19 protein-coding genes are annotated in these 24,166 nt (G+C 68.2%); 5 read left to right on the top strand and 14 right to left on the bottom strand.

Translation table 11 applies throughout. The features are described from left to right. Positions 1-21: 21 nt before the first annotated feature. The 4 genes from msrP to VBO01S_RS05790 form a co-directional block, all read right to left on the bottom strand. A complete protein-coding gene (gene msrP / locus VBO01S_RS05775; RefSeq protein WP_062471788.1) occupies positions 22-1,035 on the bottom strand; it encodes a protein-methionine-sulfoxide reductase catalytic subunit MsrP in 1,014 nt (337 codons plus the stop codon). 116 nt (positions 1,036-1,151) lie between these two features. Beyond that, the gene (ccsB, locus tag VBO01S_RS05780; protein WP_062471791.1) at positions 1,152-2,471 is read right to left on the bottom strand and encodes a c-type cytochrome biogenesis protein CcsB; all 1,320 of its coding nucleotides are present in this window, start codon (positions 2,469-2,471) and stop codon (positions 1,152-1,154) included. Then, complete coding sequence (locus VBO01S_RS05785; RefSeq protein WP_062471794.1) at positions 2,468-4,657, bottom strand: cytochrome c biogenesis protein ResB; 2,190 nt, start codon at positions 4,655-4,657, stop codon at positions 2,468-2,470. The genes ccsB and VBO01S_RS05785 overlap by 4 nt, the downstream gene beginning before the upstream one ends. A gap of 121 nt (positions 4,658-4,778) precedes the next feature. Then, entirely contained in the window at positions 4,779-5,450 is a 672-nt protein-coding gene (locus VBO01S_RS05790) for a c-type cytochrome (RefSeq protein WP_062471798.1), read from the bottom strand. 71 nt (positions 5,451-5,521) lie between these two features. On the opposite strand from VBO01S_RS05790, the gene yihA reads away from it, so the two are divergent. Further along, entirely contained in the window at positions 5,522-6,259 is a 738-nt protein-coding gene (gene yihA / locus VBO01S_RS05795; protein WP_062471802.1) for a ribosome biogenesis GTP-binding protein YihA/YsxC, read from the top strand. Positions 6,260-6,349: 90 nt separating this feature from the next. After that, a complete protein-coding gene (locus VBO01S_RS05800) occupies positions 6,350-7,261 on the top strand; it encodes an alpha/beta fold hydrolase (RefSeq protein ID WP_062471805.1) in 912 nt (303 codons plus the stop codon). A 95-nt stretch (positions 7,262-7,356) separates the two neighbouring features. Here VBO01S_RS05800 and VBO01S_RS05805 read toward each other — a convergent pair whose 3' ends face one another. Next, a complete protein-coding gene (locus tag VBO01S_RS05805; RefSeq protein WP_062471808.1) occupies positions 7,357-8,241 on the bottom strand; it encodes an LpxL/LpxP family acyltransferase in 885 nt (294 codons plus the stop codon). Then, complete coding sequence (locus VBO01S_RS05810; protein WP_062471810.1) at positions 8,238-9,137, bottom strand: lysophospholipid acyltransferase family protein; 900 nt, start codon at positions 9,135-9,137, stop codon at positions 8,238-8,240. Before VBO01S_RS05810 ends, VBO01S_RS05805 begins: the two co-directional genes overlap by 4 nt. 232 nt (positions 9,138-9,369) lie before the next feature. Between VBO01S_RS05810 and metK the strand changes: the two genes are divergently transcribed. Next, a complete protein-coding gene (gene metK, locus VBO01S_RS05815) occupies positions 9,370-10,554 on the top strand; it encodes a methionine adenosyltransferase (RefSeq protein ID WP_062471813.1) in 1,185 nt (394 codons plus the stop codon). A 75-nt stretch (positions 10,555-10,629) separates the two neighbouring features. On the opposite strand, the gene VBO01S_RS05820 is transcribed toward metK, so the two are convergent. Genes VBO01S_RS05820 through VBO01S_RS05835 form a run of 4 tightly spaced genes read right to left on the bottom strand, consistent with a single transcriptional unit; the run spans position 10,630 to position 16,332 of the window. Then, entirely contained in the window at positions 10,630-12,756 is a 2,127-nt protein-coding gene (locus VBO01S_RS05820) for a TonB-dependent receptor domain-containing protein (protein WP_062471816.1), read from the bottom strand. Positions 12,757-12,793: 37 nt separating this feature from the next. Then, on the bottom strand, positions 12,794-13,006 hold the full coding sequence (locus tag VBO01S_RS05825; protein WP_062471819.1) for a hypothetical protein: 213 nt from the start codon (positions 13,004-13,006) through the stop codon (positions 12,794-12,796). Then, on the bottom strand, positions 13,003-14,205 hold the full coding sequence (locus VBO01S_RS05830) for a PepSY-associated TM helix domain-containing protein (RefSeq protein WP_062471822.1): 1,203 nt from the start codon (positions 14,203-14,205) through the stop codon (positions 13,003-13,005). The genes VBO01S_RS05825 and VBO01S_RS05830 overlap by 4 nt, the downstream gene beginning before the upstream one ends. 30 nt (positions 14,206-14,235) lie before the next feature. Continuing rightward, complete coding sequence (locus VBO01S_RS05835; protein WP_062471826.1) at positions 14,236-16,332, bottom strand: TonB-dependent siderophore receptor; 2,097 nt, start codon at positions 16,330-16,332, stop codon at positions 14,236-14,238. A gap of 174 nt (positions 16,333-16,506) precedes the next feature. Here VBO01S_RS05835 and VBO01S_RS05840 point away from each other — a divergent pair, with 174 nt between their 5' ends. Together VBO01S_RS05840 and VBO01S_RS05845 are read left to right on the top strand one after the other, a co-directional pair. Beyond that, positions 16,507-18,099 carry a phospholipase D family protein gene (locus VBO01S_RS05840; RefSeq protein WP_062471829.1) on the top strand — a complete coding sequence of 531 codons (1,593 nt, stop codon included), beginning with the start codon at positions 16,507-16,509 and terminating at the stop codon, positions 18,097-18,099. A 271-nt stretch (positions 18,100-18,370) separates the two neighbouring features. Then, on the top strand, positions 18,371-20,551 hold the full coding sequence (locus VBO01S_RS05845; protein ID WP_255221051.1) for a TonB-dependent receptor: 2,181 nt from the start codon (positions 18,371-18,373) through the stop codon (positions 20,549-20,551). Between the two features lie 7 nt (positions 20,552-20,558). Here the strand turns inward: VBO01S_RS05845 and VBO01S_RS05850 are convergent, their stop codons facing one another. The 4 genes from VBO01S_RS05850 to VBO01S_RS05865 are packed head-to-tail and all read right to left on the bottom strand — an operon-like array spanning position 20,559 to position 24,162. Then, a complete protein-coding gene (locus tag VBO01S_RS05850) occupies positions 20,559-21,248 on the bottom strand; it encodes an amino acid ABC transporter permease (RefSeq protein WP_062471832.1) in 690 nt (229 codons plus the stop codon). Next, positions 21,248-21,985: an amino acid ABC transporter permease gene (locus VBO01S_RS05855; protein WP_062471835.1), complete on the bottom strand. Its 738-nt coding sequence runs from the start codon at positions 21,983-21,985 to the stop codon at positions 21,248-21,250. Before VBO01S_RS05855 ends, VBO01S_RS05850 begins: the two co-directional genes overlap by 1 nt. Before the next feature lie 55 nt (positions 21,986-22,040). Next, positions 22,041-22,967, bottom strand: coding sequence for a transporter substrate-binding domain-containing protein (locus tag VBO01S_RS05860; protein WP_082817998.1), 927 nt, complete (start codon positions 22,965-22,967; stop codon positions 22,041-22,043). 22 nt (positions 22,968-22,989) lie between these two features. After that, positions 22,990-24,162 (bottom strand): trans-sulfuration enzyme family protein, encoded by a 1,173-nt coding sequence (locus tag VBO01S_RS05865; RefSeq protein WP_062471838.1) that lies wholly within the window; start codon positions 24,160-24,162, stop codon positions 22,990-22,992. Between the last annotated feature and the right edge of the window lie 4 nt (positions 24,163-24,166).

Raw genomic sequence — 24,166 nt, forward strand, 5'->3', positions numbered from 1 at the left:
CGACCGGTCGGGCGCGCCCGCTCAGTAGTTCTTCTTCAGGTCCATGCCGGCGTAGAGCTGGCCGACCTGTGCCTCGTAGCCGTTGAACATCTCGGTCTTGCGCCGCTTCGCGAACAGGCCGCCGCCGTCGCCGATGCGGCGCTCGGTCGCCTGGCTCCAGCGCGGGTGGTCGACGTTCGGGTTCACGTTCGAATAGAAGCCGTACTCCTGCGCCGCCGCCTTGTTCCAGGCCGTGCTCGGCTCCTTCTCGACGAAGCGGATCTTGACGATCGACTTGGCCGACTTGAAACCGTACTTCCATGGCACCACGAGCCGCACCGGCGCGCCGTTCTGGTTGGGCAGCACCTCGCCGTACATGCCGAAGGCCAGCAGCGTGAGCGGGTGCATCGCCTCGTCCATGCGCAGGCCCTCGGTGTAGGGCCAGTCGAGCACGCGCGAGCCGACGAAGGGCATGGTCTTCGGGTCAGCCAGCGTCACGAACTCGACGAACTTGGCGTTGCCCTGCGGCTCGACCTTCTTGATGAGCTCGGCCAGCGAATAGCCCACCCACGGGATCACCATCGACCAGCCCTCGACGCAGCGCAGGCGGTAGATGCGCTCTTCCTGCGCGCTGAGCTTGAGCAGGTCCTCGATGCCGTACTTGCCCGGCTTCTTGACCAGCCCCTCGACCTCCACGGTCCACGGCCGCGTCTTGAGCGTGCCGGCGTTCTTCACCGGATCGCCCTTGTCGACGCCGAACTCGTAGTAGTTGTTGTAGCTGCTCGCGTCCTTGTAGTCGGTGAGCTTTTCCATCGTCTGCGCGCCCGGCACGGCCGACTTGGCGCCCGGCAGCAGGGCCAGCTTGTGCGGGCCGGTCGCCTGGGCGAAGGCCTCGCGCCCGGCGAAGGTGGCGAGCGCCGCACCCGCGGCACCGCCGGCCATCAGCTTGAGCAGGTCGCGCCGGCCTTCGTAGGCGGCGCGCGGCGTGATCTCGCTCGACAGCGGATGGTTGAAACCGTGGGTGTCGCGACGGTGCGAACGGGAAGGGAACGACATGGCAGGCCTTTCGCGTGAATCGTTGTGCTCAGGGTAGTTCGTGACATGCCCCGGTTTGGTTACGCGCCATGGCGGCGCGTGGTTTCAATTCTTCGCAAAAGGCGCAAAGCCTGCGCTTACAGCGTGCCGTAGCTGTGCAGCCCGCTCAGGAACATGTTCACGCCAAGGAAGGCGAAGGTGGTCACGGCCAGGCCGGCCAGCGCCCACCAGGCCGCCACGGTGCCGCGCAGACCCTTCACGAGGCGCATGTGCAGCCAAGCCGCGTAGTTGAGCCAGACGATCAGCGCCCAGGTTTCCTTCGGGTCCCAGCTCCAGTAGCCGCCCCAGGCATCGGCCGCCCACAGGGCGCCGAGCACGGTCGCGATGGTGAAGAAGGCAAAACCGACGGTGATCGACTTGTACATGACGTCGTCGAGCACCTCGTTGGCCGGCAGGCGCGCCGCGATGCGCTTGCGGCCCAGCAGGATGCCCGCCGCGATCAGCGCCGAGATGCCCGCGTAGATCACCCAGTAGCTGCCGCCGGCTTCCTGCACGCGCTGGCGGAAGGCCACGGGCACGAAGCACAGCGCCACGCCCAAGAGCCAGATCGGCGTGAGCTTGTACCAGCGGGTCTCGCTCGCCTGCTCCTTGATGAGGTAGGCGAAGGCCACCATGGCCGCGAGCGCGAAGGTGCCGTAGCCGATGAAGTTGGCGGGCACGTGCAGCTTCATCCACCAGCTCTGCAGCGCAGGCACCAGCGGCTGGATTTCATGCGCCTCGCGCACGATCGTGTACCAGAGCAAAAAGCCCACCGCCGCGCTCACCACCAGCATCACGAAGGCACCCAGCGCGCGCGTGTTGTAGCGCTCTTCGAAGTACAGGTAGAACGCCGCCGTCAGCCAGCAGAACAGCACGAACACTTCGTACAGGTTGCTCACCGGGATGTGGCCGATGTCCGGGCCGAGCTGGTGGCTTTCGTACCAGCGCACCATGGTGCCGATCAGCGCCATCGTCACGGCCGCCCAGGCCAGCCGGGAGCCGATCAGGTCGAAGGTGTCGGCCTGCTGCTTGCCGGCGGCGAAGCCGATCCAGTAGAACAGCGTGCTCATGAAGAACAGCACGCTCATCCAGAGGATGGCCGACTGGCTCGACAGGAAGTACTTGAGCCAGAACACCGAGTCGGCGCGCGCCAGATCGCCCTGGTAGGAGCTGATGGCCAGCAGCGAGGCCGCGGCCACCACCAGCGTCAGCACCCGCAGCGGGCGCCAGAACCAGCAGATGCCGATGACCGAGACCAGCGCCGCCACGAGGATCGGCTTTTCGTAGCTGTCCATCGAGCCGGCGTGGCGCATGAAGGCGAACGCGCCGCCGGCCAGCACCAGCGCCGCGAACACCCAGTCGAACAGGTTGCGGCGGGAGAGCCAGCTTTCGTGGAGCGTGAGGGTCGTGGTGTTCATGGTGACGCCGGTTCTTCTTTCTTCAGGGCGAGCAACCTGTGCTTCAGGTGCTCGAATTCGCGATCGCTGTCCAGGGTCTTGCGGTTGACCGAGAACGCCATCGTGGCGACGGTTGCGCTGGTGTCGCGGCCGTCGTTGTCTCCAGAGGCGCCGCCGCCGGGTGTCAGCCACACCCACAGGCGGCGCTCGCGCACGTACAGCATGGCAAAAATACCGACGATCAGCAACAGACACCCCAGATAGACGATGTTCTTGCCAGGGGCGCGCGCCACCTGGAACACGCTGGCCTGCACCTGGGTGAAGTCGGTCATCATCATCGCGACGGGCGCCGGATAGAAGTGCGCGTCGCTCAGGGCCAGCACGGCCTGCGTCAGGTAGCCCTGCGACTTCTCGTCGTTCGGCAGCGCGGCCAGGCCGGCGCCTTCGCGGCTCAGGTTGAGCACTTCGAACAGCACGTCGTTGAGGATGCGCACCAGCACCGTGCCGGCGCGCTCGCGCTCGGCCTCGGGCACGTTGGCTTCCATGAATTCGGCAATCGCCTGCCAGCCGCCCTGCGACGCGGCGTCGGCCTTGGCGCGCTCGGCGCCCGAGAACAGCGCCAGCGCGCGGGCGGCCGACACGCGCAGCTGCTCGGCCATTTCGGGGCGCTTGGGGTCGGTCGCCTTGGCGATGTAGCGCTGGATGGCGCGCTCGCGCGTGGCGGCGTCGCCCAGCGCGGTGCGCATGCGCACGAAGCCGTCCATCGAGCCCTGCTCGTCGGCCGGCACGCGCAGGTAGCGGAACGGCTCCTCGGGCTTCTCGCGCATGCCCAGCAGGAACACCGGCTGGCCGTCGCCGGCGTCGACCGGCACCATGTAGTTCTGGTACTCCCGCGCCTGGCCGGCCGCGTCACGCAGCTTGTAGCCGATGCTGGGGCCGATGTTGCGCAGCACCTTGGGCTTGTTGGTCTTGTTGGCGGCGCCCAGACGCGACTCGAGGCCGTGGCGCAGGTCGACCTTGCGCACGTCGGCGCCGCTGCCCATCGCGCCACCGTCGGCGAAGTTCTCGACGTTGATGACGCGCAGCGCGGCGTACTCGAGCGTGAGCTTGTCCTTGCCGTTGGTGATCTCGGTGCTCGGGCCGCCGATGATGCCCTCGACCTCGAAGGGCTTGGCCGCGGCCGCCATCGGCACCGCCTTGAGCTTCACCGTGGAGCCGCCGTCGTCGAAGCTCGACTGGTAGATCTCCACGCCCTTGTAGCTGGCCGGGTGGTTCACCTCGATGCGCGCGGGCACCTGCTCGCCGCTCTCGCGGTCGTGCAGCACCACCTCGCTGGCGAACAGCTTGGGCATGCCGGTCGAGTAGTAGTCGACGATGAACTTCTTCAGCTCGATGGTGAACGGCAGCTCCTGCAGCAGCACGCCGTCGGCCTGGTTCAGGATGGCCACGTTGCCCCGCCCGCCCTCGGGCACGAGGATGTTGCCGCGGAAGGTCGGGTTGGCGGTCGACAGACGGTGCTCGGGCGCCACGTCGGCAATCATGCCGCCGCCCGTGAACACGCTCTTGCCGTTGAACCAGGTCTGGGCGCGCACCACCAGGTCGCCGTCGAGCAGGCCGCCGATGCACACCAGCACGATGGCGCTGTGGGCGGCGATGTAGCCCAGCTTGTGCGCGCCGCCGGCGCGCGCAGCCACCATCCAGCCCGCCGCGGCCTTGCCGTCGGCGCTGGCGTTGCGCTGCTGCAGCTTGACCTTCCAGCCGCCGCTCACGAGCAGCTGGCCGATGCGGTTGGCCGCCATGTCGGGCGTTTCCGCCAGCCGGTTCTCGGCGCGCTGGCCGAAGGCCTTGAGGCTCTGCGCGCGGATGTCTTCCTTGAAGGTGCGCAGGTCGATCAGGATGCGCGGCGTGTTGCGCGCGACGCACAGCAACGTGCTGATCACCAGGAACAGCAGGATCAGCAGGAACCACCAGGCGCTGTAGACCGAGTCGAGCCGGGCCGTGCGGAACAGCTCGGCCCAGAAAGGCCCGAACTGGTTGATGTAGTTGTTGATCGGCTCGTGCTGCTTGAGCACGGTGCCGATGATCGAGGCGATGCAGATGACCGTGAGCAGCGCGATCGCGAAGCGCATCGACGACAGCAGTTCCACCGCGGCGCGAAGCAGCTGCGGGCCGCGATGCACGCGAAGGCCATGGGTGGAAACGGTCATCGGGAGGGAACCAGGAAAGAGGAAAAAAACAAAAGGGCGGGCCATCCTCCTGGATCGGCCCGCCCTTTGTTTGGGATTTTTATCGGCGGTTAGTTCACGCTGGACAGCGCGACGGCGGAAATCAGCGCAGGCCGGCGATGTAGTCGGCGACAGCCTTGATTTCGCGGTCGTTGAGCTTGGCGGCCACGCCGTTCATGGGCGAGCTGTTCAGGCGGACGTTGTCGCGGAAGGCCACGAGCTGGGTCACGGTGTAGTCGGCGTGCTGGCCACCCAGGCGCGGGTACTGGGCCGGGAGGCCGGCGCCGTTCGGGCTGTGGCAGCCGGCGCAGGCGGGAATCTGGCGATCGCCGATGCCGCCGCGGTAGATCTTCTCGCCGAGGGCGACCGTGTCCTTCTCCTTCGAGAAGCCCGGCTTGATCTTCTTGGAGCCGACGAACCAGGCGATGTTGCGCATGTCTTCTTCGGACAGCGCCGAGGCCAGCGGCTTCATGATCGCGCTCTTGCGCTTGCCGGACTTGAAGTCCTGCAGCTGCTTGAGGATGTATTCGGGGTGTTGTTGCGCCAGCTTGGGGTTGGCTGCGATGGCCGAGTTGCCGTCCGCGTTGTGGCACGAAGCACAGCTTTGGCTGTTGGCCGGCGTCGCATTGAACAGCGTGTCGCCCTTGGCGGGATCGGGCTTGGCCGGCTTGGCGGCTGCCGCTGCGGGGGCAGCTGCATGCTCATCGGCTGCAAAACTCGCGCTGGCTGCGACGCCCATGAGGGCTGCAAGCAGAATATTGGCAAACAACTTCATATCGGGGGCTTCGAATTTATGGCGCAAAACCCCGCGATTCTACAATGGCGCCCCGTTCCGAAAGCCCATTGATGACCTCCCCGCGCGCCAAGTCCGCCGCTTATCCTCCCCGCGCGGCCCCTGCCGTGGACCCGCAGGTCGCTGAACGCGAGCGCGTGGCCCTCGGTTGGCTGCACACCGCCCACTTCCTGACCAGCGCTCCGCAGCTCGAGCACCTGCCCCCGGTCGACCTGCCCGAGATCGCTTTTGTCGGCCGTTCCAACGCCGGCAAATCGACCGCCATCAACACCCTGACGCAGCAGACGCGCCTGGCCTTCGCCTCGAAGACGCCGGGCCGCACGCAGCACATCAACCTGTTCGGCATCGGCAAGCAGAAGGTCGACGACGCCGTGCTGGCCGACCTGCCCGGCTACGGCTACGCCGCCGTGCCGAAGGAAGCCAAGCTGCGCTGGCAGCGCGTGATGGGCAATTACCTCATGACGCGCGAAAGTCTGCGCGGGGTTGTCCTGATGTGCGATCCGCGCCACGGCATGACCGAGCTCGACGAGATCCTGCTCGACGTGATCCGCCCGCGCGTCGAGCAAGGCCTCAAATTCCTCGTGCTGCTGACCAAGTCCGACAAGCTCACGCGCACCGAAGCCGCCAAGGTGCTGTCGATTACGCGACTGAACGCCGGCGGCGGCGAGGTCAAACTGTTCTCGGCCCTGAAGAAGCAAGGGGTCGGCGAAGCGGCCGAGCTGCTGTGGCGCTGGGTACACCCCGACGACGCCGCGCCAACGCCCGCGCCGCCACCGGCCGACGACGCCTGATGCGCTAGAGGAACCGGCTGCATCGAGCGCCTCGCCTGCGAAGTTCACTATCAAAACAATAGCAACAGTCAACCCAAGGAGACACGAAGCATGATCGAGACCTTCCAACGCAGCCTGCCCAACGGCACCACCCTGAGTTGCCGTGCCGCCGGCAAGCCGGGCCAGCCGCTGATGGTGTTCCTGCACGGCTTTCCCGAGGCCGCGTTCATCTGGGACGAACTGCTCGCCTACTTCTCGGACCCGGCCCACGGCGGCTACCGCTGCGTGGCGCCCAACCTGCGCGGCTTCGAGAAGTCCAGCGCGCCCACGGAAGTGGCCGACTACAAGGCCCACCTGCTGATCCAGGACATCCAGCAGCTCGTGGCCACCGAGAGCGCCGACGGCACCATGGCCGCGCTCGTGGCCCACGACTGGGGCGGCGCCTTCGCCTGGGGCTACGCCAATGCCTTCCCGCAGCAGGTCGGCAAGCTGGTCATCATCAATTCGCCGCACCCGGGCACCTTCACGCGCGAGCTGCGCAACAACCCAGCGCAGCAGCAGGCCAGCGCCTACATGCACTTCCTGGCGCGCCCCGACGCCGAAGCCCTGCTCGCGGCCGACGACTTCAAGCGCATGTGGCCCTTCTTCCTGCTGATGAAGGCCGGCCCGGACGGCTTCGGCTGGCTCACCGAAGAGGTGAAGCAACAGTACCGCGAGGTCTGGAGCGCGGGCCTCACGGGCGCCTGCAACCTGTACCGCGTGACGCCGATGAAGCCGCCGCTGCCGGGCCAGTCCGTCGACAGCATTCCGGTGCTGCCGCGCGAACGCCTCACGGTGACCATGCCGACCTTCGTGTTCTGGGCGCTCGACGACGCGGCGCTGCTGCCGGGCCTGCTCGAAGGGCTGGAAGACTATGTGCCGAAGCTCGAGGTCAAGAAGGTGCCGAACGCCACCCACTGGATCGTGCACGAGCAGCCGCAGCTGGTCGCGCGCGAGATCGAGGGCTTCCTGGCCCGCAATTGAGGCGGCCGCCGCCGGGCCGCCCCAAGGCGGGCCGCGCCTCCCCCTCGGGGGGTGGAGTTACACGCAGCGAAGCGAAGTGAAAAGCCGGGGGGCTTTCAATAGATCGGCGGCTCGCCCTCGGGGCGGGTTTTGAACCGGCGATGCACCCAGTAGTACTGGGACGGCATCGTGTCGATGTAGCCCTGCAGGCGCTCGTTCATGAGCGCCGTGTCGGCCTCGACGTCGTCGGTGGGGAAGTTCTGCCACGCCGGCAGCACCTGGATCTCGTAGCCGCCCGGCGTGAGCTTGGCCACCACCGGCACCACCTTGGCCTTGCCCAGCCGCGCGAAGCGCGAGAGCGACGGCACGGTGGCCGCCTGCACGCCGTAGAAGGGCACGAAGATGGTCTGGTCGCGCCCGAAGTCCATGTCGGGCAGCAGGTACAGCAAACCGCCCTTGCGCAGCCCCGCGAGGATGGGCTTGATGCCGTCCACCCGGTTGAGCGCCGCCACGTCGCCGAAGCGGGTGCGGCCTTCGCGGATCCAGGCGTCGACCATCGGGTCGCGCTGGGTCGTGTAGATCGTGGCCGAGGGGCGCGCCGTGTGCATGGTGAGCGCGGTGGCCGCGGCATCGAGCCCGTAGAAGTGCGGCGCGAACAGGATCATCGGCGCCTCGCCTTCGGCGATCTCACGGATTTCCGGCGCCGCGCCCACGATCGTGAGCCGGCTCTTCACCACCTTCTCGGGCGCATGCCACAGCCAGCTGCGGTCCAGCCACGACTGCGCGACGAAGACGAAGGTCTCGCGTGCGATGGCCCGGCGCTCGGCCTCCGATTTTTCGGGGAAGCACAGGGCCAGGTTCCGGTCGACCACGCGCCGCCGCGGCACGGCGATGGTGTGCAGCAGGCGGCCGAGGACCCTGCTGAAGCCGCGCACCAGCGGCAGGGGCAGCGGTGCCAGCACCCGCATGAAGCCGATACCGAGTCGGGAGCTCAGGCTCATGGCGCGGCCCCTCCGGCGGCGTTGGCCACCACGGCGGGTTCGCCGCGCGGCTCCTTGTAGCGCGCGTAGTCCCAGACGTACTGGCCGGGCAGGCTGTGGATCAGGCGGCCGATGCCGTCGTTCATGGCGGCGGCGGCGTCCTCGATGGAGGCGTCGGGGTCGGTGAGCGCGGTGCCGACGATCGGCTCGAAGCGGATCACGTAGCCCGCGCCGCGCGGCAGGCGCTCGCACACGCTGAGGAAGCAGGCGGCGCCGGTCTGTTGGGCCAAACGGGGAAGCAGGGTCATGGTGTAGGCGGGGCGGCCGAGGAAAGGCGCCCACACGCCCTGCCCCAGCGGCGGCACCTGGTCGGGCAGGATGCCGGTGTAGCCGCCGCTGCGCAGCGTGCGGATCAGGCCGCGCACGCCGGTGTTGTTGGTCGGCAGGGTCTGCAGGCCGGGTCGGTCGCGCGAGCCCGCGGCGATCAGGTCGGCCATCCATTTCTTGCGCGCCGGACGGAACAGCGCGGTGATCGGCCCGAAGTCCGCGAGAAAGCGCTCGCCGATGGCCTGCCCGCACATCTCCCAGCTGCCCAGGTGCGGCGCCACGAGGATCACGCCCTTTTTCGCGCGCATCGCGGCCTCGAAGGCCTCCACGCCTTCCCAGCGCACCACGCGCGTCAGCACGCTCTCGCCCTGCGGGCGCAGCCACAGCCAGGGCAGCTCGGAGGCCATGTGACCGGCGGCGGCGATGGCGGGACGGTACTGCGCGGGCGAGAAGCCGGCGCTCTCGGCGTTGGCCTTGAAGCGGCGGCGGTAGTCCGGCGCGCACCACCAGACCAGCCATCCCAGCAAGGCGCCGAGCCGATGCATCAACGGCATCGGCACGCGGGCAAGCAGGCGGAACAGGGTGATCATTGAACGGGGAGGGGGAGAGAGTCAGGGAGCGTCAAAAGGCGGACGCGCGCGCATGGTATTGCGCGGCTCGAATAGAATGCAAATTGTCGCCGAGTTACGGAACAACTTGCAGGGCGACACCCACAAGCGCGAATGCGATTGTGTCCCGTCGATTCATCGACATCTGCTAAAGCGTTCGCCAGGGCTCCGCAGAGTTGGCAACGCGCCAATTGAACTTCAAGGAGTGACCACAGTGGCGAACGACTTTCTCTTTACTTCCGAATCGGTTTCCGAAGGCCATCCCGACAAGGTCGCGGACCAGATCTCGGACGCGATCCTCGACGCGATCTTCGAACAAGACCCCCGCAGCCGCGTCGCCGCCGAAACGCTGACCAACACCGGCCTCGTGGTGCTTGCCGGCGAGATCACGACCAACGCGCACGTCGACTACATCCAGGTCGCGCGCGACACCATCAAGCGCATCGGCTACGACAACACCGAGTACGGCATCGACTACAAGGGTTGCGCGGTGATGGTCTGCTACGACAAGCAGTCCAACGACATCGCCCAGGGCGTGGACCACGCCTCCGACGACCACCTGAACACCGGCGCCGGCGACCAGGGCCTGATGTTCGGCTACGCCTGCGACGAAACGCCCGAGCTGATGCCCGCGCCGATCTACTACGCGCACCGCCTCGTGGAGCGCCAGGCCCAGCTGCGCAAGGACGGCCGCCTGCCCTTCCTGCGCCCCGACGCCAAGAGCCAGGTCACGATGCGCTACGTGGACGGCAAGCCCCACAGCATCGACACCGTGGTGCTCTCCACGCAGCACAGCCCCGACCAGAGCGAGACGCCGACCAAGATGAAGGCCTCGTTCAACGAAGCCATCATCGAAGAGATCATCAAGCCCGTGCTGCCCAAGGAATGGCTGCAGAACACGCGCTACCTGATCAACCCGACCGGCCGCTTCGTCATCGGCGGCCCGCAGGGCGACTGCGGCCTCACCGGCCGCAAGATCATCGTCGACACCTACGGCGGCGCCTGCCCGCACGGCGGCGGCGCGTTCTCCGGCAAGGACCCGTCCAAGGTCGACCGCTCGGCCGCCTACGCCGCGCGCTACGTGGCCAAGAACATCGTGGCCGCCGGCCTGGCGCGCCAGTGCCAGATCCAGGTGGCGTACGCCATCGGCGTGGCCCAGCCGATGAACATCACGGTCTACACCGAAGGCACCGGCGTGATCCCCGACGAGAAGATCGCCGAACTCGTGCGCGAGCATTTCGACCTGCGCCCGAAGGGCATCATCCAGATGCTCGACCTGCTGCGCCCGATCTACCAGAAGACCGCCGCCTACGGCCACTTCGGCCGCGAAGAGCCCGAGTTCACCTGGGAAGCCACGACGCAAGCGGCCGCACTGCGCGCCGCAGCCGGCCTCAAGTAAGCACTGCGACTACCGGGTCTCAAGGCCCGCCGTCCCCTCGGGGCGGCGGGCCTTTTCCTTTCATGGCGCCTTCAGTCAGAAGCGATACGCGCCGCTCAGGCCCACCGTCCAGTTGCGACCGGGCGCGGGCTCGTAGAAGCGCGCATTGCCTTCGTTGACGATGACCGAGCCCATGTAGCGCCGGTCGAACAGGTTGTCGACGCGCGCGAAGGCGTTGAAGTCCCAGCGCTCCCACTTCTTCAGGTAGCCGGCGTACAGCGCCGCCACGGCGTAGCCGTGCGCGCTCGCGGTGTTCAGGTCGTTGGCCTGGATGCGGCTCAGCGCGCGCATCTCGACACCCGCGCGCCAGCCCTCGGGCGGCACCCAGCCGAGCGAGGCGAACAGTGACTGGCGCGCGATGCCCGGGATGCGGTTGCCCGCGTTCACCGCATTGCTACCCGCGCAAGGCGACGGCGAGCAGAACGCATCGCGGTACGTCGCGTCCAGCCACGTGTAGGCGACCTGCGTGCGCCAGTGGTCGGCCGTCTCGTGCTGCCAGCCCAGCTCGAAACCGTTGCGCCGCGTGCGCCCCGCGTTCTGGAAGGTGGCGCGGCCGCCGCTGTTGGTGGCGGTGACGATCTCGTCGCGCGTGCGGGTGTGGAACAGCGCCGCCGTCAGCAGGCCGCCGGCCAGCCGCGCCTTCGCGCCCACTTCGAGGCTGTCGTTCACCGAAGGCCGCAGCCCGAAGTTGAGCCCGCTCGCGCCGCCCGGTCGGTACGACAGCTCGTTGAGCGTCGGCGTCTCGAAGCCCCGGCCCACCGAGCCGTACACCGCGAGATCGGGCGTGGCCTGGTAGCGCAGCGAGGCCACAGGCAAGGTCTTGCTGTAGCTCGCGCTGCCGCTGTCGTCGCGGTTGGCGCCGGCTATGTACAGGTCGTGCGAATCGAAGTGCACACGGCTGCGGCGCACGCCGGCCTCGAGCGTCCAGCGCTCGGAAAAACGCCACGCCGCCTGCGCATACGGATCGAGGTTCCAGACCTCGTTGCGCTCGTTGCGGCGCAACCGCCCCTGCACGCCCAGCAGGGGCGCGGCCACCGGGCCCAGGTAGTTCTCGTAGCCGCGGCGGCGCTCGCGCAGGCTGTCGTAGCCCAGGCCCGCCACGAGGTCGAAGGGCCGGTCGGCCAGCTGCAGCGCGGCGGTCCAGCGCAGGTCGACGCCGCCGTACTGGCGCGTGAGGTCGATCACGCCGCCCGCATGCAGCGGACTCTGCTGCGCCGACGGCGGGATCGACTGGAACTGCACGGTCTTGCGCTCGCCGCCATAGACCATGAACTGCAGCGCCTGCTCTGTGTTGATACGCCGCTCGTAGCGCAGGCCGACCTGCGTCTGTTCGACCGTCTTGCGCGTGTCGTACTGCAGCGCCAGCGGCGCCTTGCGCGGTGCCTGCGCGACCTGCTCTGCCGTCAGGCCCAGCGGGTCTTGCGCCTCGATGCGCACGCTGTTGAACACCAGCGTGAGCTTGTCTCCGTTGTCGAGTGCGACGCCCAGCTTGCCGTTCGCGATGTTGCGCCGCGCGGCACTCTGCTCGCGCCAGCCGTCGGTGCGAAAGTGGCTCGCGCCGAGCAGGTAGTCGACCGCGCCCTGCGAGCCGCTGAGCTGCAGCGACTGGCGCCAGCTGCCGAAGCTGCCGCCCGCCAGCGCATACGACAGGCGCGGCGCGCCCTCCCCCGAAGCCGTGAACGCCTGCACCACGCCGCCCGACGAATTGCCGTACAGCGCCGAGAACGGCCCGCGCAGCACCTCGACGCGGTCGACCGAGCCGATGTCGATGTTCGAGGTCTGCCCCTGGCCGTCGGGCAAGGTGGCCGGAATGCCGTCGACATACAGGCGCACGCCGCGCACGCCGAAGGTCGAGCGCGCGCCGAAGCCGCGCACCGACAGCTGCAGGTCCTGCGCGTAGTTCATGCGGTTCTGCACCTGCAGGCCGGGCACGGCGCCCAGGCTTTCGGACAGGTTGACCTGCATCCGGCTGTCGCGCATCTCGTCGCCTTCGACGCGGTCGACCGAGCCGGGCACGAGAAACGGAGACAGCGTGCCGCGCGGCGTGGAAACGGTGGCATCGCGCAGCGTGCCAGCCGGCGACGTGGCGGGCTGCTGGCCGTGCACGGCCAGCGGAACGCTCAGGATCAGCAGGCGAAGCGGGTAGGAGAGTGCGGCATTCATCGGCACCGATTCTGCGTCGGTGCCCTGACCCTTCCGCCTAGCGGGAACCCGTGCGCGGCGAGCGGCGCCAGCCGTACCAGGCGCACACGAGCACCGGAATGCCCAGGCCCACCCAGGCCACCATGTCGCCGAGGCCGCCGTCGCTGAACAGCGCGGTGATGAGGCCGACGATGGTCATCACGCCGAGCGCGATCGGCCAGCCCCACATGCGCCAGAAGGACTGGTGCGGTGCCTTGTGGTGCGTCGTCATGCCTGCACCTTCATGGCCGGTGCCGGGTCGGGCTGCGGGCCCGAAGCCGGGGGCGGCGCACGCTCCGTGGCGGGCGCCGCGGTCGGGGTCGCCCGGGCCGGCACGGTGTTGCCGCGCTTGAGCCACAGGTACAGCCCGCTGCCCAGCACGATGATGGTCGCGATGTCCAGCAGCGCCCACAGGATCTGCATCGGCATGCCGCCGTAGTCGCCGAAGTGCAGCGGCTGCGACACCAGCAGGCCCGTGAGGTACCACGGCATCTTCGGCGCCGCCGTCACCTCTGCGGTCTTGGCATCGACCAGCACCGGCTGCAGCAGCTTCGAGGTGAAGGGCTCGTTGCCGCGCAGGAAGAAGGTCGTGTGGTGCGGGCTCGAGAACGAGGTGCCCGGGAACGCGATGAACGACAGCTTCATGCCCGGCGCCTTCTGCATCGCACCTTCCATCGAGCGCTGCAGCGAGCCGCGCTCGGCCACCGGCACCACCGGCTCGTTCTTGTAGGGCGCGAGCAGCGTGCTGAGCTGGTCGTACTGCCAGTACTTGATGATCAGGTCGGCCCAGGTGTTGATCATGCCGGTGGAGCCCACCACGAACAGCCACACCAGCGTGACGATGCCCAGCAGGTTGTGCAGGTCGAGCCACTTCAGGCGCGGGCGCTTCTCGCGCCGGACGGTCCCGAAGTCGAGCTTGCGCATGAACGGCGAATACAGCACCACGCCCGAGACGATGGCCACCAGCAGCAGCAGCCCCATGAAGCCCAGGAACAGCTTGCCCGGCAGCCCGGCGAACAGGTCAACGTGCAGCTTGAACATGATGTACATGAAGCCCTGGCTGAACTCCGGCTGCGCCAGCACGACGCCGGTGCGCGCATCGACCGCCACCGACTTGAAGTCTTCGGTGGGCTCGGGCGTGGGCGTGAGCGTGACGAACCACAGGCCGTCGTCGTCCTCGGGCTGCGAGACGAACTGCACCACGCGGTCGGGGTGCTTGGCGCGGCCGATCTCGACCACCTTGTCCAGGCTGATGCGCGGCGTGTTGGCCGGCATCTTCGGCGCCTCGACCTCGGTGCCCAGCAGGTGGCCGATCTCGTGGTGGAAGATCAGCGGCAGGCCGGTGATGCACAGCAACAGCATGAACACCGTGCAGACAAGGCTGCTCCACTTGTGCACCCAGGCCCAGGTCTTGATCTTTCGGCTGTCCATGTCGTCGTGCGTCGTTGGGTGGGGAAAAGGCTAGAAGCGGTAGGTGGCGCTCGCCACGATGTTGCGTCGCGCACCGTACCAGCAGTCGCCGCGCGACAGGCAGGTGCTGAAGTACACCTTGTCCGTCACGTTGTTGATGTTGAGCGCATAGCGCCACTGGGCCGTATCGTAAGCAAACACCAGGTCGGCCAGCGCCACGCCGGGGATGCGCGGGCCGGTGCCGAACTGGGTGTCGCGGAACGAGCTCATCACGCGCACGCCCGCGCCGGCCGAGAAGCCGCTCATGCCGGCCACCGAGAACCTGTACTTGGCCCAGAAGCTGGCCTGATGCTTGGGCAGGCCTTCGATCTGCGCGTCGGCGTCGGTGTAGTTGTAGTGGGCGATCAGGTCGAGGTTGGCGCCCACCGAGCCCTTGGCTTCCAGCTCCACGCCCCGGGTCTTGGTCAGGCCGCGCTGCGAGAACACCTTCGGCTGCTCTTCGACGATCTGGTTCTTCTCGCGCAGGTCGTACACGGCGGCGCTGAAGGCCATGGCGCGGTTCTTCGGCTCGTACTTGACGCCCGCTTCCCACTGCTCGCCGCGCAGCGGCGAGAAGATGCGGCCTTCGCGCGGCGACTGCGGCGTGAACGACTCGCTGTAGCTCAGGTACGGCGACCAGCCCGAGGGATGGGCGTACATCACGCCCAGGCGCTTGGTGGTGGCGCTGCTCTTTTGCTCGTCGCTGCCGGCGGCGCTGGACACGGCGCGGTCATGGCGCAGGCCGGCCACGAAGATCCAGTTGTCGAGCTTGATCTGGTCCTGCAGGTACAGGCCGGTCTGGCGCTGGCGGGTGCGCGGACGCGCCACGCGCTCGGGTTCGTCCACGTGGCCGTACACCGGCGCATAGAGGTCGATGGTGTCCGCGGTGGTGCCGCCCCAGACGTTCTCGCGCTGGCGCGCGAAGTCCGCGCCCACGAGCAGCGTGTGCTGGAGCGCGCCGGTCTGGAAGTGGCCTTCGACGTGGTTGTCCAGCGTCTGCGTGCGGTTGCGCGTCAGCTGGCTGTCGAAGTAGCGGGGGAACACGCGCTTGAAGATCGGGTCGGTCGACCAGCTGTCGAAGCCGCTGAACGCACCGCCGTAGTGGTAGCGGTTGTCGTTTTCGTTCTTCGCATAGCGGAAGTTCTGGCGCACGGTCCAGCTGTCGTTGAATTTGTGCTCGAACTGCCAGCCGAAGGTCTGGCGCTCGCTGTTGTAGTAGTCGCCGGCCTCGCCGATGAAGCGGCTGGCGGGCACGCGGCCGTTCGGGTTCGGCAGCAAGGTGCCTTCCCACGGCAGGAACTGCGAGCTGCTGCCGCTCTTGTCTTTTTGCCACAGCCCCTGCAACGTGAGCGAGGTCGCCGCGTTGGGCCGCCAGGTGAGCGAGGGCGCGATCACGCTGCGGTCGTCGGGCACGTGGTCCACCTGCGAATCGGACTTGCGCTGCAGCGCGATCAACCGGTACGACAGCGAGCCGTCGGCGTTCAGCGGACCGGTCAGGTCGGCCTGCACCTGCTTGCGGCCGAAGCTGCCGAACTGCACGCCCACCTCGCGCTGGGCCTCCTGCAGCGGCCGCTTGCTGACCATGTTGACCACGCCCGCCGCGGTGCCCGCGCCGAACAGCATGCCCGAGGGGCCGCGCAGCACTTCGAGGCGCTCCAGCGTGTAGGGCTCGGTGCGCGTGGTGCTGGTGTAGTAGCCGTAGGCCTGGCGCAGGCCATCCAGGTAGATGTCGGGGTAGGCGCCGCGCACGCGGATCGAGTCGGTGCGCGAATCGACACCGTAGGCGTCGGAGCGCACGCCTGCCGCGTAGTTGAGGGCATCCTGCAGGTTGTTGGCGCCCTGGTCGACCATCTGGTCGCGCGTGATCACGGTGACGGACTGCGGCGTTTCCGACAGCGGCGTGTCGGTCTTGGTGGCGGTGACGGCGTTCTTCGCGCGGTAGCCGATCACGGGCGAGGTGGCGGTCTCGGCTTCGGCGTTCGCGTCGACGCGCACTTCAGGCAGCGACCCCGTGCCGCCCGTTTGCGCCAGGACGTGCTGCTGCGCGTAGATCGCCAGACAGCCCGCCAGCACCGAAGCGGCCCTGCGCCGCGCCCTCATTCTTGCCATGTTTTTATGGTTCATTGAACACTATTGATAACAATTCGCATTCTATTGTCAAGAAAGTCGCGGTCCACGGGTTTTCCAGCACACAGGGGCGAAGCGTTGCAAAACCGCCGCGGTCGCCGCCGCGAGCCGGGCTACGATGCCGCCCGCACGCCGTTGCGTGCGCTGACAGGCCCCATGCTCAAGCTCCTCGCCTCGTTGTTTCCTGCGCTGCGCGGCCCGGCGCTGGTGCTGGCCGTGCTGGTGCTCACCGGCTGCGCCGGCCTGCCGCCGCGCCTGCCCGATGGGCCGCCCTCGATCGCCATTCCGGCTTCGGCCGCCACCCCGCTCGGCCACGCCGCCGCCAGCCTCGATTCACCGCCCGACGGGCTGTCGAGCATGCGGCCGCTGATCGAGGCCTCGTTCGCGCTCGATGCGCGGCTGGAGCTCATCCGCCGCGCGCGGGCCTCGCTCGATGTGCAGACCTACCAGCTCGGCAACGACAAGACCGGCCGCCTGCTGCTGCGCGAACTGCGCGACGCCGCCCGGCGCGGCGTGCGCGTGCGGCTGCTGCTCGACGACTTCTACACCGCCGGCATGGACCGCCTGCTGCTCGGGCTGGCCGCCGAGCCGAACGCGCAGGTGCGGCTGTTCAACCCCTTCGTGAACGCGCGCGACCATTCGTCGCTGCGCTGGCTCGAGTTCTTCGGCGATTTCCGGCGGCTCAACCACCGCATGCACAACAAGCTGTTCATCGCCGACGGGGCCATGGCCATCGCCGGCGGGCGCAACCTCGCGGACGAGTACTTCCTGCGCAGCGAGAGCGCCAACTTCATCGACTTCGAGCTGTTGCTGGCCGGCCCGGTGGTGCCGCAGTCGGCCGGGATCTTCGACACCTACTGGAACAGCGACGTGGTCTACCCGCTGCAGCGCATGGCCGGCACCACGCTCTCGCCCGACGAGCTGAAGGCCGCCTTCGAGGCCGCGACCTCGCCCGCCTTCGCGCCGCTGCCCGATCCGCTGGCCGCCACCGACCTGCTGGGCGACCTGCCGCTGGGCGCGCAGCTGGACAACATCGGCGAGACGCGCTGGATCCGCGCCGAGGCCGCCGCCACCGCCGACAGCCCGAACAAGGCCCTGGGCACGATGGCGCGCCCGCAGGAGTCGCTGGCGCAGCGCTTCCACGAGATGCTGGGCGCCGCGAAGTCGAACGTGGTGGTGATCTCGCCCTACTTCATCCCCGGCGACGAGGGCATGGAGCGCATCCGCATGGGCCGCGACCACGGCCTGAGCATCACGGTGGTCACCAACTCGCTGGCCGACAGCGACGAGCCGCTGGTGAACATCAACTACAACCGCTACCGCGTCGACATGCTCAAGCTGGGCGTGAACCTGTACGAGGTGAGCACGCAGCAGCTCAAGCGCAGCGGCCAGTTCCGCAGCCTGCTCAAGAAGGCGCGCGGTCGCCTGCACGCCAAGCTGGCGCTGGTCGACCGCCAGTGGGTGCTGCTGGGCTCGATGAACCTCGACCCGCGCTCGGCCCTGCTGAACACCGAGTTCGGCGTGCGCGTGCGCAGCTTCGAGCTCACGCAGGCGCTGCTCTTCGCCTACCAGCTGGACGACATGGAAGGCGTGTACCGCGTCGTGCTCAAGCCCGACGGCCAGAACGTGCAATGGATCGGCACCGGCGACGTGCACAACGAGGTGCTCGACAGCGAACCCGACTCCAGCATGCTCACGCGCCTGCAGCTGCTGCTGTTCTCGTGGTTCGTGCCGACCGACCAGCTGTGAGCGGCGAGCGGGCGGCCCCGCGTCGCATCCTCGCCACAAATGCAAACGCCTCGCATTTAGCTCTTTAGAATTCGGCCCGCCGCGTCCAGCGGCCGTCATGGCGTGCAGCCACGGAGCTTCTTCCGTCCGCGCTGCGCCATTGCCTCACCCAGACATTTCCAGTTCAAGGCAGGGCACGACAACGCCCTTCGTCTCTCGCGACGAAGGGCGTTGTCGCGTACGGCTGCCCCTGCGCGGCGCCGCCCTCCAAGAACAAGCACAACCGGACAACATGAAGCCCTCCTCTCGCACAGCCACCCGCACCGCCACCCCCTCGCGCCCGCTGTGGCCCCTTTCGCTGCTGGCCGGCGCCGCCCTCGCGTCGCTGTCGGGCATTGCGCTGGCACAAACCGCCGCCTCGACCCTGAAGGAAGTCACCGTCAGCGCCGAGGACGACAAGGGCTACGCCCCCGCCGCCGCCAGCACCGCCACCAAGGGCAGCGCGCCGCTGCGCGACGTGCCGCAGGCCGTCAACGTGCTGCCCGAGCAGCTGCTGCGCGACCAGGGCGCCGTGTCGATGCAGGACGCCCTGCGCAACGTGCCGGGCGTGAGCTTCAACCACGGCGACGGCCAGCGCGACCAGGTCGTGATCCGCGGCTTCAGCGGCATCTCCGACTGGTTCGTCGATGGCGTGCGCGACGACGCGCTGTACTTTCGCGACCTCTCGGACACCGAGCGCATCGAGGTGCTCAAGGGCCCGGCCGCCGTGCTCTACGGCCGCGGTTCCTCGGGCGGCTTGATCAACCGCGTGACCAAGAAGCCCGTGTTCGAGCGCCGCTTCGGCGAGGTCTCGCTGGGCCTGGGCAGCCACCACTACACGCGCAGCACGATCGACCTGAACACGCCCATCGGCGAGAACATGGCCTTCCGCCTGAACGTGGCGGGCGAGCAGTCGGACAGCTACCGCGACCAGCAGTTCACCGACCGCCACAACATCGCGCCCTCGCTGGCGATCAAGTTCAGCCCGCAGACCGACCTGCTGCTGCAGTACACCAACCTGCGCGACCAGCGCCTCACCGACTTCGGCATCCCGGCGCTCAACGGCCGCCCGGTCGACGTGCCCATCGGCGCCTACTACGGCTCGGCGCACGGCAAGCGCGACGACACCGTGACCAGCAAGGTGCAGACCTTCACCGCCACGCTGAACCACCGCTTCAGCGACGCGCTGAGCCTGCGCAACACCACGCGCTATTCGAGCTACCACCTGGACCGCAACAACACGCTGCCCAGCGGCACCACCGACCCGGTGCGCCTGACGGTGGGCCGCACGCGCGGCATCGTCGACCGCGACGAGAGCGGCTGGTTCAACCAGACCGACCTGACCTGGCGCAACGACCTCGGCGGCTTCAAGCAGGAGTGGCTGGTCGGTGCCGAGTTCGGCGTGCAGCGCAAGCGGCTGTTCAGCGTGTCTTCCGCCACAGGAGCGCAGCGCGTGAACCTGTTCAGCCCGGTGGCGGACCCGCTGCCGATCCCGCTGGCCACCTACCTCGCCGACGGCGCGATCCCGAGCAACAGCGAGTTCAAGACCGCGGCCGTGTACGTCCAGGACCAGATCACGCTGGCGCCGCACTGGAAGGCGCTGATCGGCGGACGCTACGACGTGTTCAAGCAGGACACCAGCTTCGAGCGCAAGCTCGCGCCGCTGGAGCGCACCGACCGCAAGTTCAGCCCGCGCGCCGGCGTGGTGTGGCAGCCCGACACGGTGCAGTCGTACTACGTGTCGTACAGCCGCTCGTTCCAGCCTTCGGGCGAGAACTTCGCGCTGTCCACCGGCAACATCGACAACGCGCCCGAGATCACCGTCAACAAGGAAATCGGCGCCAAGTTCGACCTGCTCGACGGCGGCCTGAACCTCACGACCGCGCTGTTCAACCTGGAGCGCTCGGGCATCAAGAACACCGACCCGAACAACCCGCGCCGCCAGATCAACGTCGGCACGCAGCGCACCAACGGCCTGGAGCTTGCGCTCAACGGCCGCCTGCCGGGCCGCTGGGACGTGAGCGCGGGCTATGCCTACCTCGACGCGAAGATGACCAAGTCGCTCGCCACCGTGAGTTCGCTGCAGCTGCCCGTGGGCGCCGCGATCCCGGTGCAGGGCAAGACCGCCGCGCTCACGCCGCGCCACTCGGCCTTCGTGTGGGCCATGAAGGATCTCGGCCACGGCTTCAGCGCCGGCGGCGGCCTGAACTACGTCAGCGCGCGTTATGCCTCGCTGAGCAACCTCGTCACGCTGCCCTCGTACCTGACCGCCGACCTCGCGGCCAACTACAAGACCGAGCGCTACGAGATCGCGCTGAACCTGAAGAACATCGCGAACCGCAAGTACTACGTCTCGGCCCACGGCAGCGTGGACAACCTGATCCTGCCGGGACCGGGGCGCGAGGTGCAGCTGACGCTGCGCGCCAAGTTCTGAGAAGGCCTCAGGTCGCCGCCGCCACCTTGCGCCGTTGCAGCCACGTGACCCACCAGGCACCCGCCGTGCACAGCACCAGGTAGACGACGGCGACCAGGATGTAGACCTCGACCACGCGCCCGTCGCGTTGTCCCACCTTGCTGGCGGCGCCGAGAAAGTCGTTCAGGCTGATCACGTAGACCAGCGAGGTGTCCTTGAGCAGCGCGATGGTCTGGTTGATGAGCGAGGGCGTCATGTTGCGAAACGCCTGCGGCAGGATCACGTGCCGCAGGGCCTGCCCCGGCGACATCCCCAGCGACTGCGCCGCCTGCATCTGGCCGGCGCGCACGCTGCCGATGCCGGCGCGGATGATCTCGCAGTAGTAGGCGGACTCCGCGAGCACGAACGCCACGAGCGCGGCGTAGATCGGCCCGACGCCGAGGTTCGGGTCGCCGGTCACGGCGCGCAGCACCACCGGCATCAGGAAGTAGATCCACAGGATCGTGAGGATCAGCGGGATCGAGCGGAACAGGTTCACGTACCCCGCCACGAGCGCCGCCACCGGCCGCGGCGCGAAGATCCGCGTGATCGCCAGCAGGGTCCCCAGGCCGATGCCGGCGGCCATGGAGGCCGCCACCAGCAAGGCGGTCATCTGCAGGCCCTGCAGCAGGTAGGGCCAGGCGCGCTGCAGGGCGACCCAATCGAAGTCGTAGCCCATCACGCGGCGCCCAGCAGCCCGGGCACGCGCACCCGATGTTCGATGCGGCGCATCAGCACGATCACGCCGTAGGTGATCGCCATGTAGATGAGCGTCGCCACGATGAAGGCCTCGAAGGGATGGGCGCTGAACTCGCTGAGCTGGCGCGTCTGCCCGGTGAGTTCCATGAGCCCGATCGTCAGCGCGACGGCCGAGTTCTTGAACACGTTCAGGAAGTCCGAGGTCAGCGGCGGGATGACGATGCGCAGGGCCTGCGGCAGGATCACGTAGCGGTAGGCCGCCACGGTTCCCAGGCCCATCGCCATGGCCGCCTGCTTCTGGCTGCGCGGCACCGACTCGATGCCCGCGCGCACCTGCTCGGCCGCCTTCGCCGCCGTGTAGAGCGTGAGGCCCACCAGCACGGTGAGGAACTGGTTCGCGGTCGGGTTCATCTGCTTGATCGCATGGCCCCAGGCGGTCGGCAACAGCTCCGGCACCACGAAGTACCAGAGAAACAGCTGCACCAGCAGCGGCGTGTTGCGAAAGCAGTGGATGTACACCGCCGACAGCGTGCGCGCCGTCCGGTGGGGCAGCGTCCGTGCCACGCCGGCGATGAGGCCCAGGCCCAATGCCAGCGTCCAGGCCAGCAGCGACAGCGCGACCGTCCACAGCAACCCGCGCACCAGCATCAGGCCGTACAGGCCCTCCCCCGTGACCGAGGGTTTGAAGAAGATCAACCAATCCCAGGTGTAGTGCATCGCGAAGGGTGCCGGGAGGCGGTTCGGTTCGTGAAGGGGTGGCCGCGTCCGTGCCTTACAGCGGCTGGTCGCTCGGATGGCGCACGAGCTCCTGCATGTCGGGCGACATCGGGAAGTTGACCGTCACGCTGCCCTTCACCGCGATGGGCTTGAGGAAGTACTTCTCGTACAACGCGGTGAACTCGCCCGATCGCATCATCCCGGTGATCACGCCGTCGACAAGCTTCTTGAACGCCGCGTCGCCCTTGCGCAGCATGCAGCCATAGGCTTCCTTCTGCTGCGGCACGCCGACCACCTCCCAGTCCGCCGGGTTCCTGGCGCGGGCGATGTTGCTGAAGAGAATGATGTCGTCCTGCGTCGCGGCCACCGCGCGCCCCGTTTCCACGGTCAGGAAGTTCTCGTTGATGTCCTTGGCCAGGATGATCTGGATGCCCCACTTGTTCTTCTCGTTGAGCTGCCGCAGCATGCGCTCCGCCGTGGTGCCCGCGCTGACCACGACGTTCTTGCCCACGAGGTCGGCCCAGTGCTTGATGCCGGAGTTCTTGCGCACCAGCAGCCGCGCGCCCACGACGAAAAAGGTCGTCGAGAACGACACCTGGTTCTGCCGCTCGGCGTTGTTGGTGGTCGAGCTGCACTCCAGGTCGACCGTCTGGTTGGCCACCAGCGGAATGCGCGTCTGCGGCGTGACTTCCAGGGTCTTGACCTCCAGCCGGGCGAGCTGCAGGTCCTTCTTCACCTGGGCGACCACGCGCTGCGAAATTTCCCAGGCGAAGCCGGCCTGCTTGTTGTGGTCGTCCAGGTAGTTGAACGGGATCGAGGCGCCGCGCGTGGCCACGGTGATCGCCCCGGTGTCCTTGATCTTCTTGAGCGTGCCGTCCAGCGGCGGCGCGGTCTGCGCGGCAACGCTTGCGCACAGCGCGAAGCCGGCCATGGCGAGGAAGAAACGGGTCAACGCGGCGTGAAGGGTCGGCTTGAAAGTCATCGCGGGCTCCAGGTGTCGGGGATCAGAGATCGAAACGCGTGGCGCAGGCGTCCAGCGCGCCCAGCAGCTCGTCGCGCAGGGCCTGCGGGTCGTCCAGGCCGATCGACAGGCGGATGACCGGCCCTTCGACGTCGCAGAAATTGCGCCTGGCGAGTTCCTCCGCCGGGTAGAAGGCCGCGATGCTGCGCACGCCGCCCCAGCTGGCGCCGATGGCAAAGCGCTTCAGGCCGGCGAACAGCGCCCGGTAGGCGTCGTAGGGGCAGTCCACGAGCTGCAGCGACATCACGCAGCCGGGCTGAGCGAAATCGCGTGCCCACAGCGCATGGTCCGGCGCGCCGGGCAGCGCCGGAAAGAGCATGCGGCGCACGAGGCGGTGCGCGGCGAGTTGCCCGGCGATCAGGCGCGCGCTGGCGGCCTGGCGCTCCATGCGCACCTGCATCGTGTCCAGGCCCCGGGCCACCAGGAAGCAGTCCTCCGGGCTCACGGCCAGACCCATCAGCGACTGCAGGCCGCGCAAGGACCGGTACAGGCCTTCGTCCTGGGTGGTGACGCTGCCCATCAGCACGTCCGAATGGCCGCCCATGTACTTGGTGCATGCGTGAACGCACAGGTCGACGCCGTGCGCCAGCGCGGCAAAGCCCAGCGGACTGGCCCAGGTGTTGTCGATGGCGGTCAGCACGCCACGGGCGCGCGCCACGGCGGTGATCGCCGGCACGTCCTCGACTTCCATCGTCACCGTGCCGGGCGACTCCAGCCAGATGAGCCGCGTGTTCGGGCGCACGAGGCGCTCGATGCCCGCGCCGATGCGCGGCGCATAGAACTCGACCTCGACGCCCAGCGCCTGCAGCCGTTCGACGGCGAAGGACTTGGCCAGGCCGTAGGCGGCATCGGTCATCAAGAGGTGGTCGCCCTTCTGGAGCAGCGCGAGCAGCACGCCGCAGATGGCCGCCTGTCCGGAAGGAAAGACGATGCCGTGCGCGGCGCCGTCCAACTCGGCGATGCGCGCCTCGAGGGCGCGCTGCGTCGGCGTGCCCGTCGTGCCGTAGCTGAAGCCGTCCGGCAGGCGGGTGCGGCGATGCACGAAATCGTCGAGCGAATCGAAGACGACTGTGGAGGCGCGCCACACCGGCGGCGCCAGGCTGGCGAAGGCGGCGTCCGCAGGGGACGTGCCGGGATGGGAAATGGATGGGTTCACGATG

It is taken from the genome of Variovorax boronicumulans NBRC 103145 (assembly GCF_001591345.1).
Lineage (GTDB): Bacteria > Pseudomonadota > Gammaproteobacteria > Burkholderiales > Burkholderiaceae_C > Variovorax > Variovorax boronicumulans.

Excerpts from the sequence above, each read along its gene's own strand:
- VBO01S_RS05860 (WP_082817998.1), bottom strand. The coding sequence starts at position 22,967 with ATGACTTTCAAGCCGACCCTTCACGCCGCGTTGACCCGTTTCTTCCTC.
- VBO01S_RS05810 (WP_062471810.1), bottom strand. The coding sequence starts at position 9,137 with ATGATCACCCTGTTCCGCCTGCTTGCCCGCGTGCCGATGCCGTTGATG.
- yihA (WP_062471802.1), top strand. The coding sequence starts at position 5,522 with ATGACCTCCCCGCGCGCCAAGTCCGCCGCTTATCCTCCCCGCGCGGCC.
- msrP (WP_062471788.1), bottom strand. The coding sequence starts at position 1,035 with ATGTCGTTCCCTTCCCGTTCGCACCGTCGCGACACCCACGGTTTCAAC.
- VBO01S_RS05840 (WP_062471829.1), top strand. The coding sequence starts at position 16,507 with ATGCTCAAGCTCCTCGCCTCGTTGTTTCCTGCGCTGCGCGGCCCGGCG.
- ccsB (WP_062471791.1), bottom strand. The coding sequence starts at position 2,471 with ATGAACACCACGACCCTCACGCTCCACGAAAGCTGGCTCTCCCGCCGC.
- VBO01S_RS05805 (WP_062471808.1), bottom strand. The coding sequence starts at position 8,241 with ATGAGCCTGAGCTCCCGACTCGGTATCGGCTTCATGCGGGTGCTGGCA.
- VBO01S_RS05825 (WP_062471819.1), bottom strand. The coding sequence starts at position 13,006 with ATGACGACGCACCACAAGGCACCGCACCAGTCCTTCTGGCGCATGTGG.
- VBO01S_RS05855 (WP_062471835.1), bottom strand. The coding sequence starts at position 21,985 with ATGCACTACACCTGGGATTGGTTGATCTTCTTCAAACCCTCGGTCACG.
- VBO01S_RS05785 (WP_062471794.1), bottom strand. The coding sequence starts at position 4,657 with ATGACCGTTTCCACCCATGGCCTTCGCGTGCATCGCGGCCCGCAGCTG.
- VBO01S_RS05790 (WP_062471798.1), bottom strand. The coding sequence starts at position 5,450 with ATGAAGTTGTTTGCCAATATTCTGCTTGCAGCCCTCATGGGCGTCGCA.
- VBO01S_RS05800 (WP_062471805.1), top strand. The coding sequence starts at position 6,350 with ATGATCGAGACCTTCCAACGCAGCCTGCCCAACGGCACCACCCTGAGT.
- VBO01S_RS05850 (WP_062471832.1), bottom strand. The coding sequence starts at position 21,248 with ATGGGCTACGACTTCGATTGGGTCGCCCTGCAGCGCGCCTGGCCCTAC.
- VBO01S_RS05830 (WP_062471822.1), bottom strand. The coding sequence starts at position 14,205 with ATGGACAGCCGAAAGATCAAGACCTGGGCCTGGGTGCACAAGTGGAGC.
- VBO01S_RS05820 (WP_062471816.1), bottom strand. The coding sequence starts at position 12,756 with ATGAATGCCGCACTCTCCTACCCGCTTCGCCTGCTGATCCTGAGCGTT.
- VBO01S_RS05835 (WP_062471826.1), bottom strand. The coding sequence starts at position 16,332 with ATGGCAAGAATGAGGGCGCGGCGCAGGGCCGCTTCGGTGCTGGCGGGC.
- VBO01S_RS05845 (WP_255221051.1), top strand. The coding sequence starts at position 18,371 with ATGAAGCCCTCCTCTCGCACAGCCACCCGCACCGCCACCCCCTCGCGC.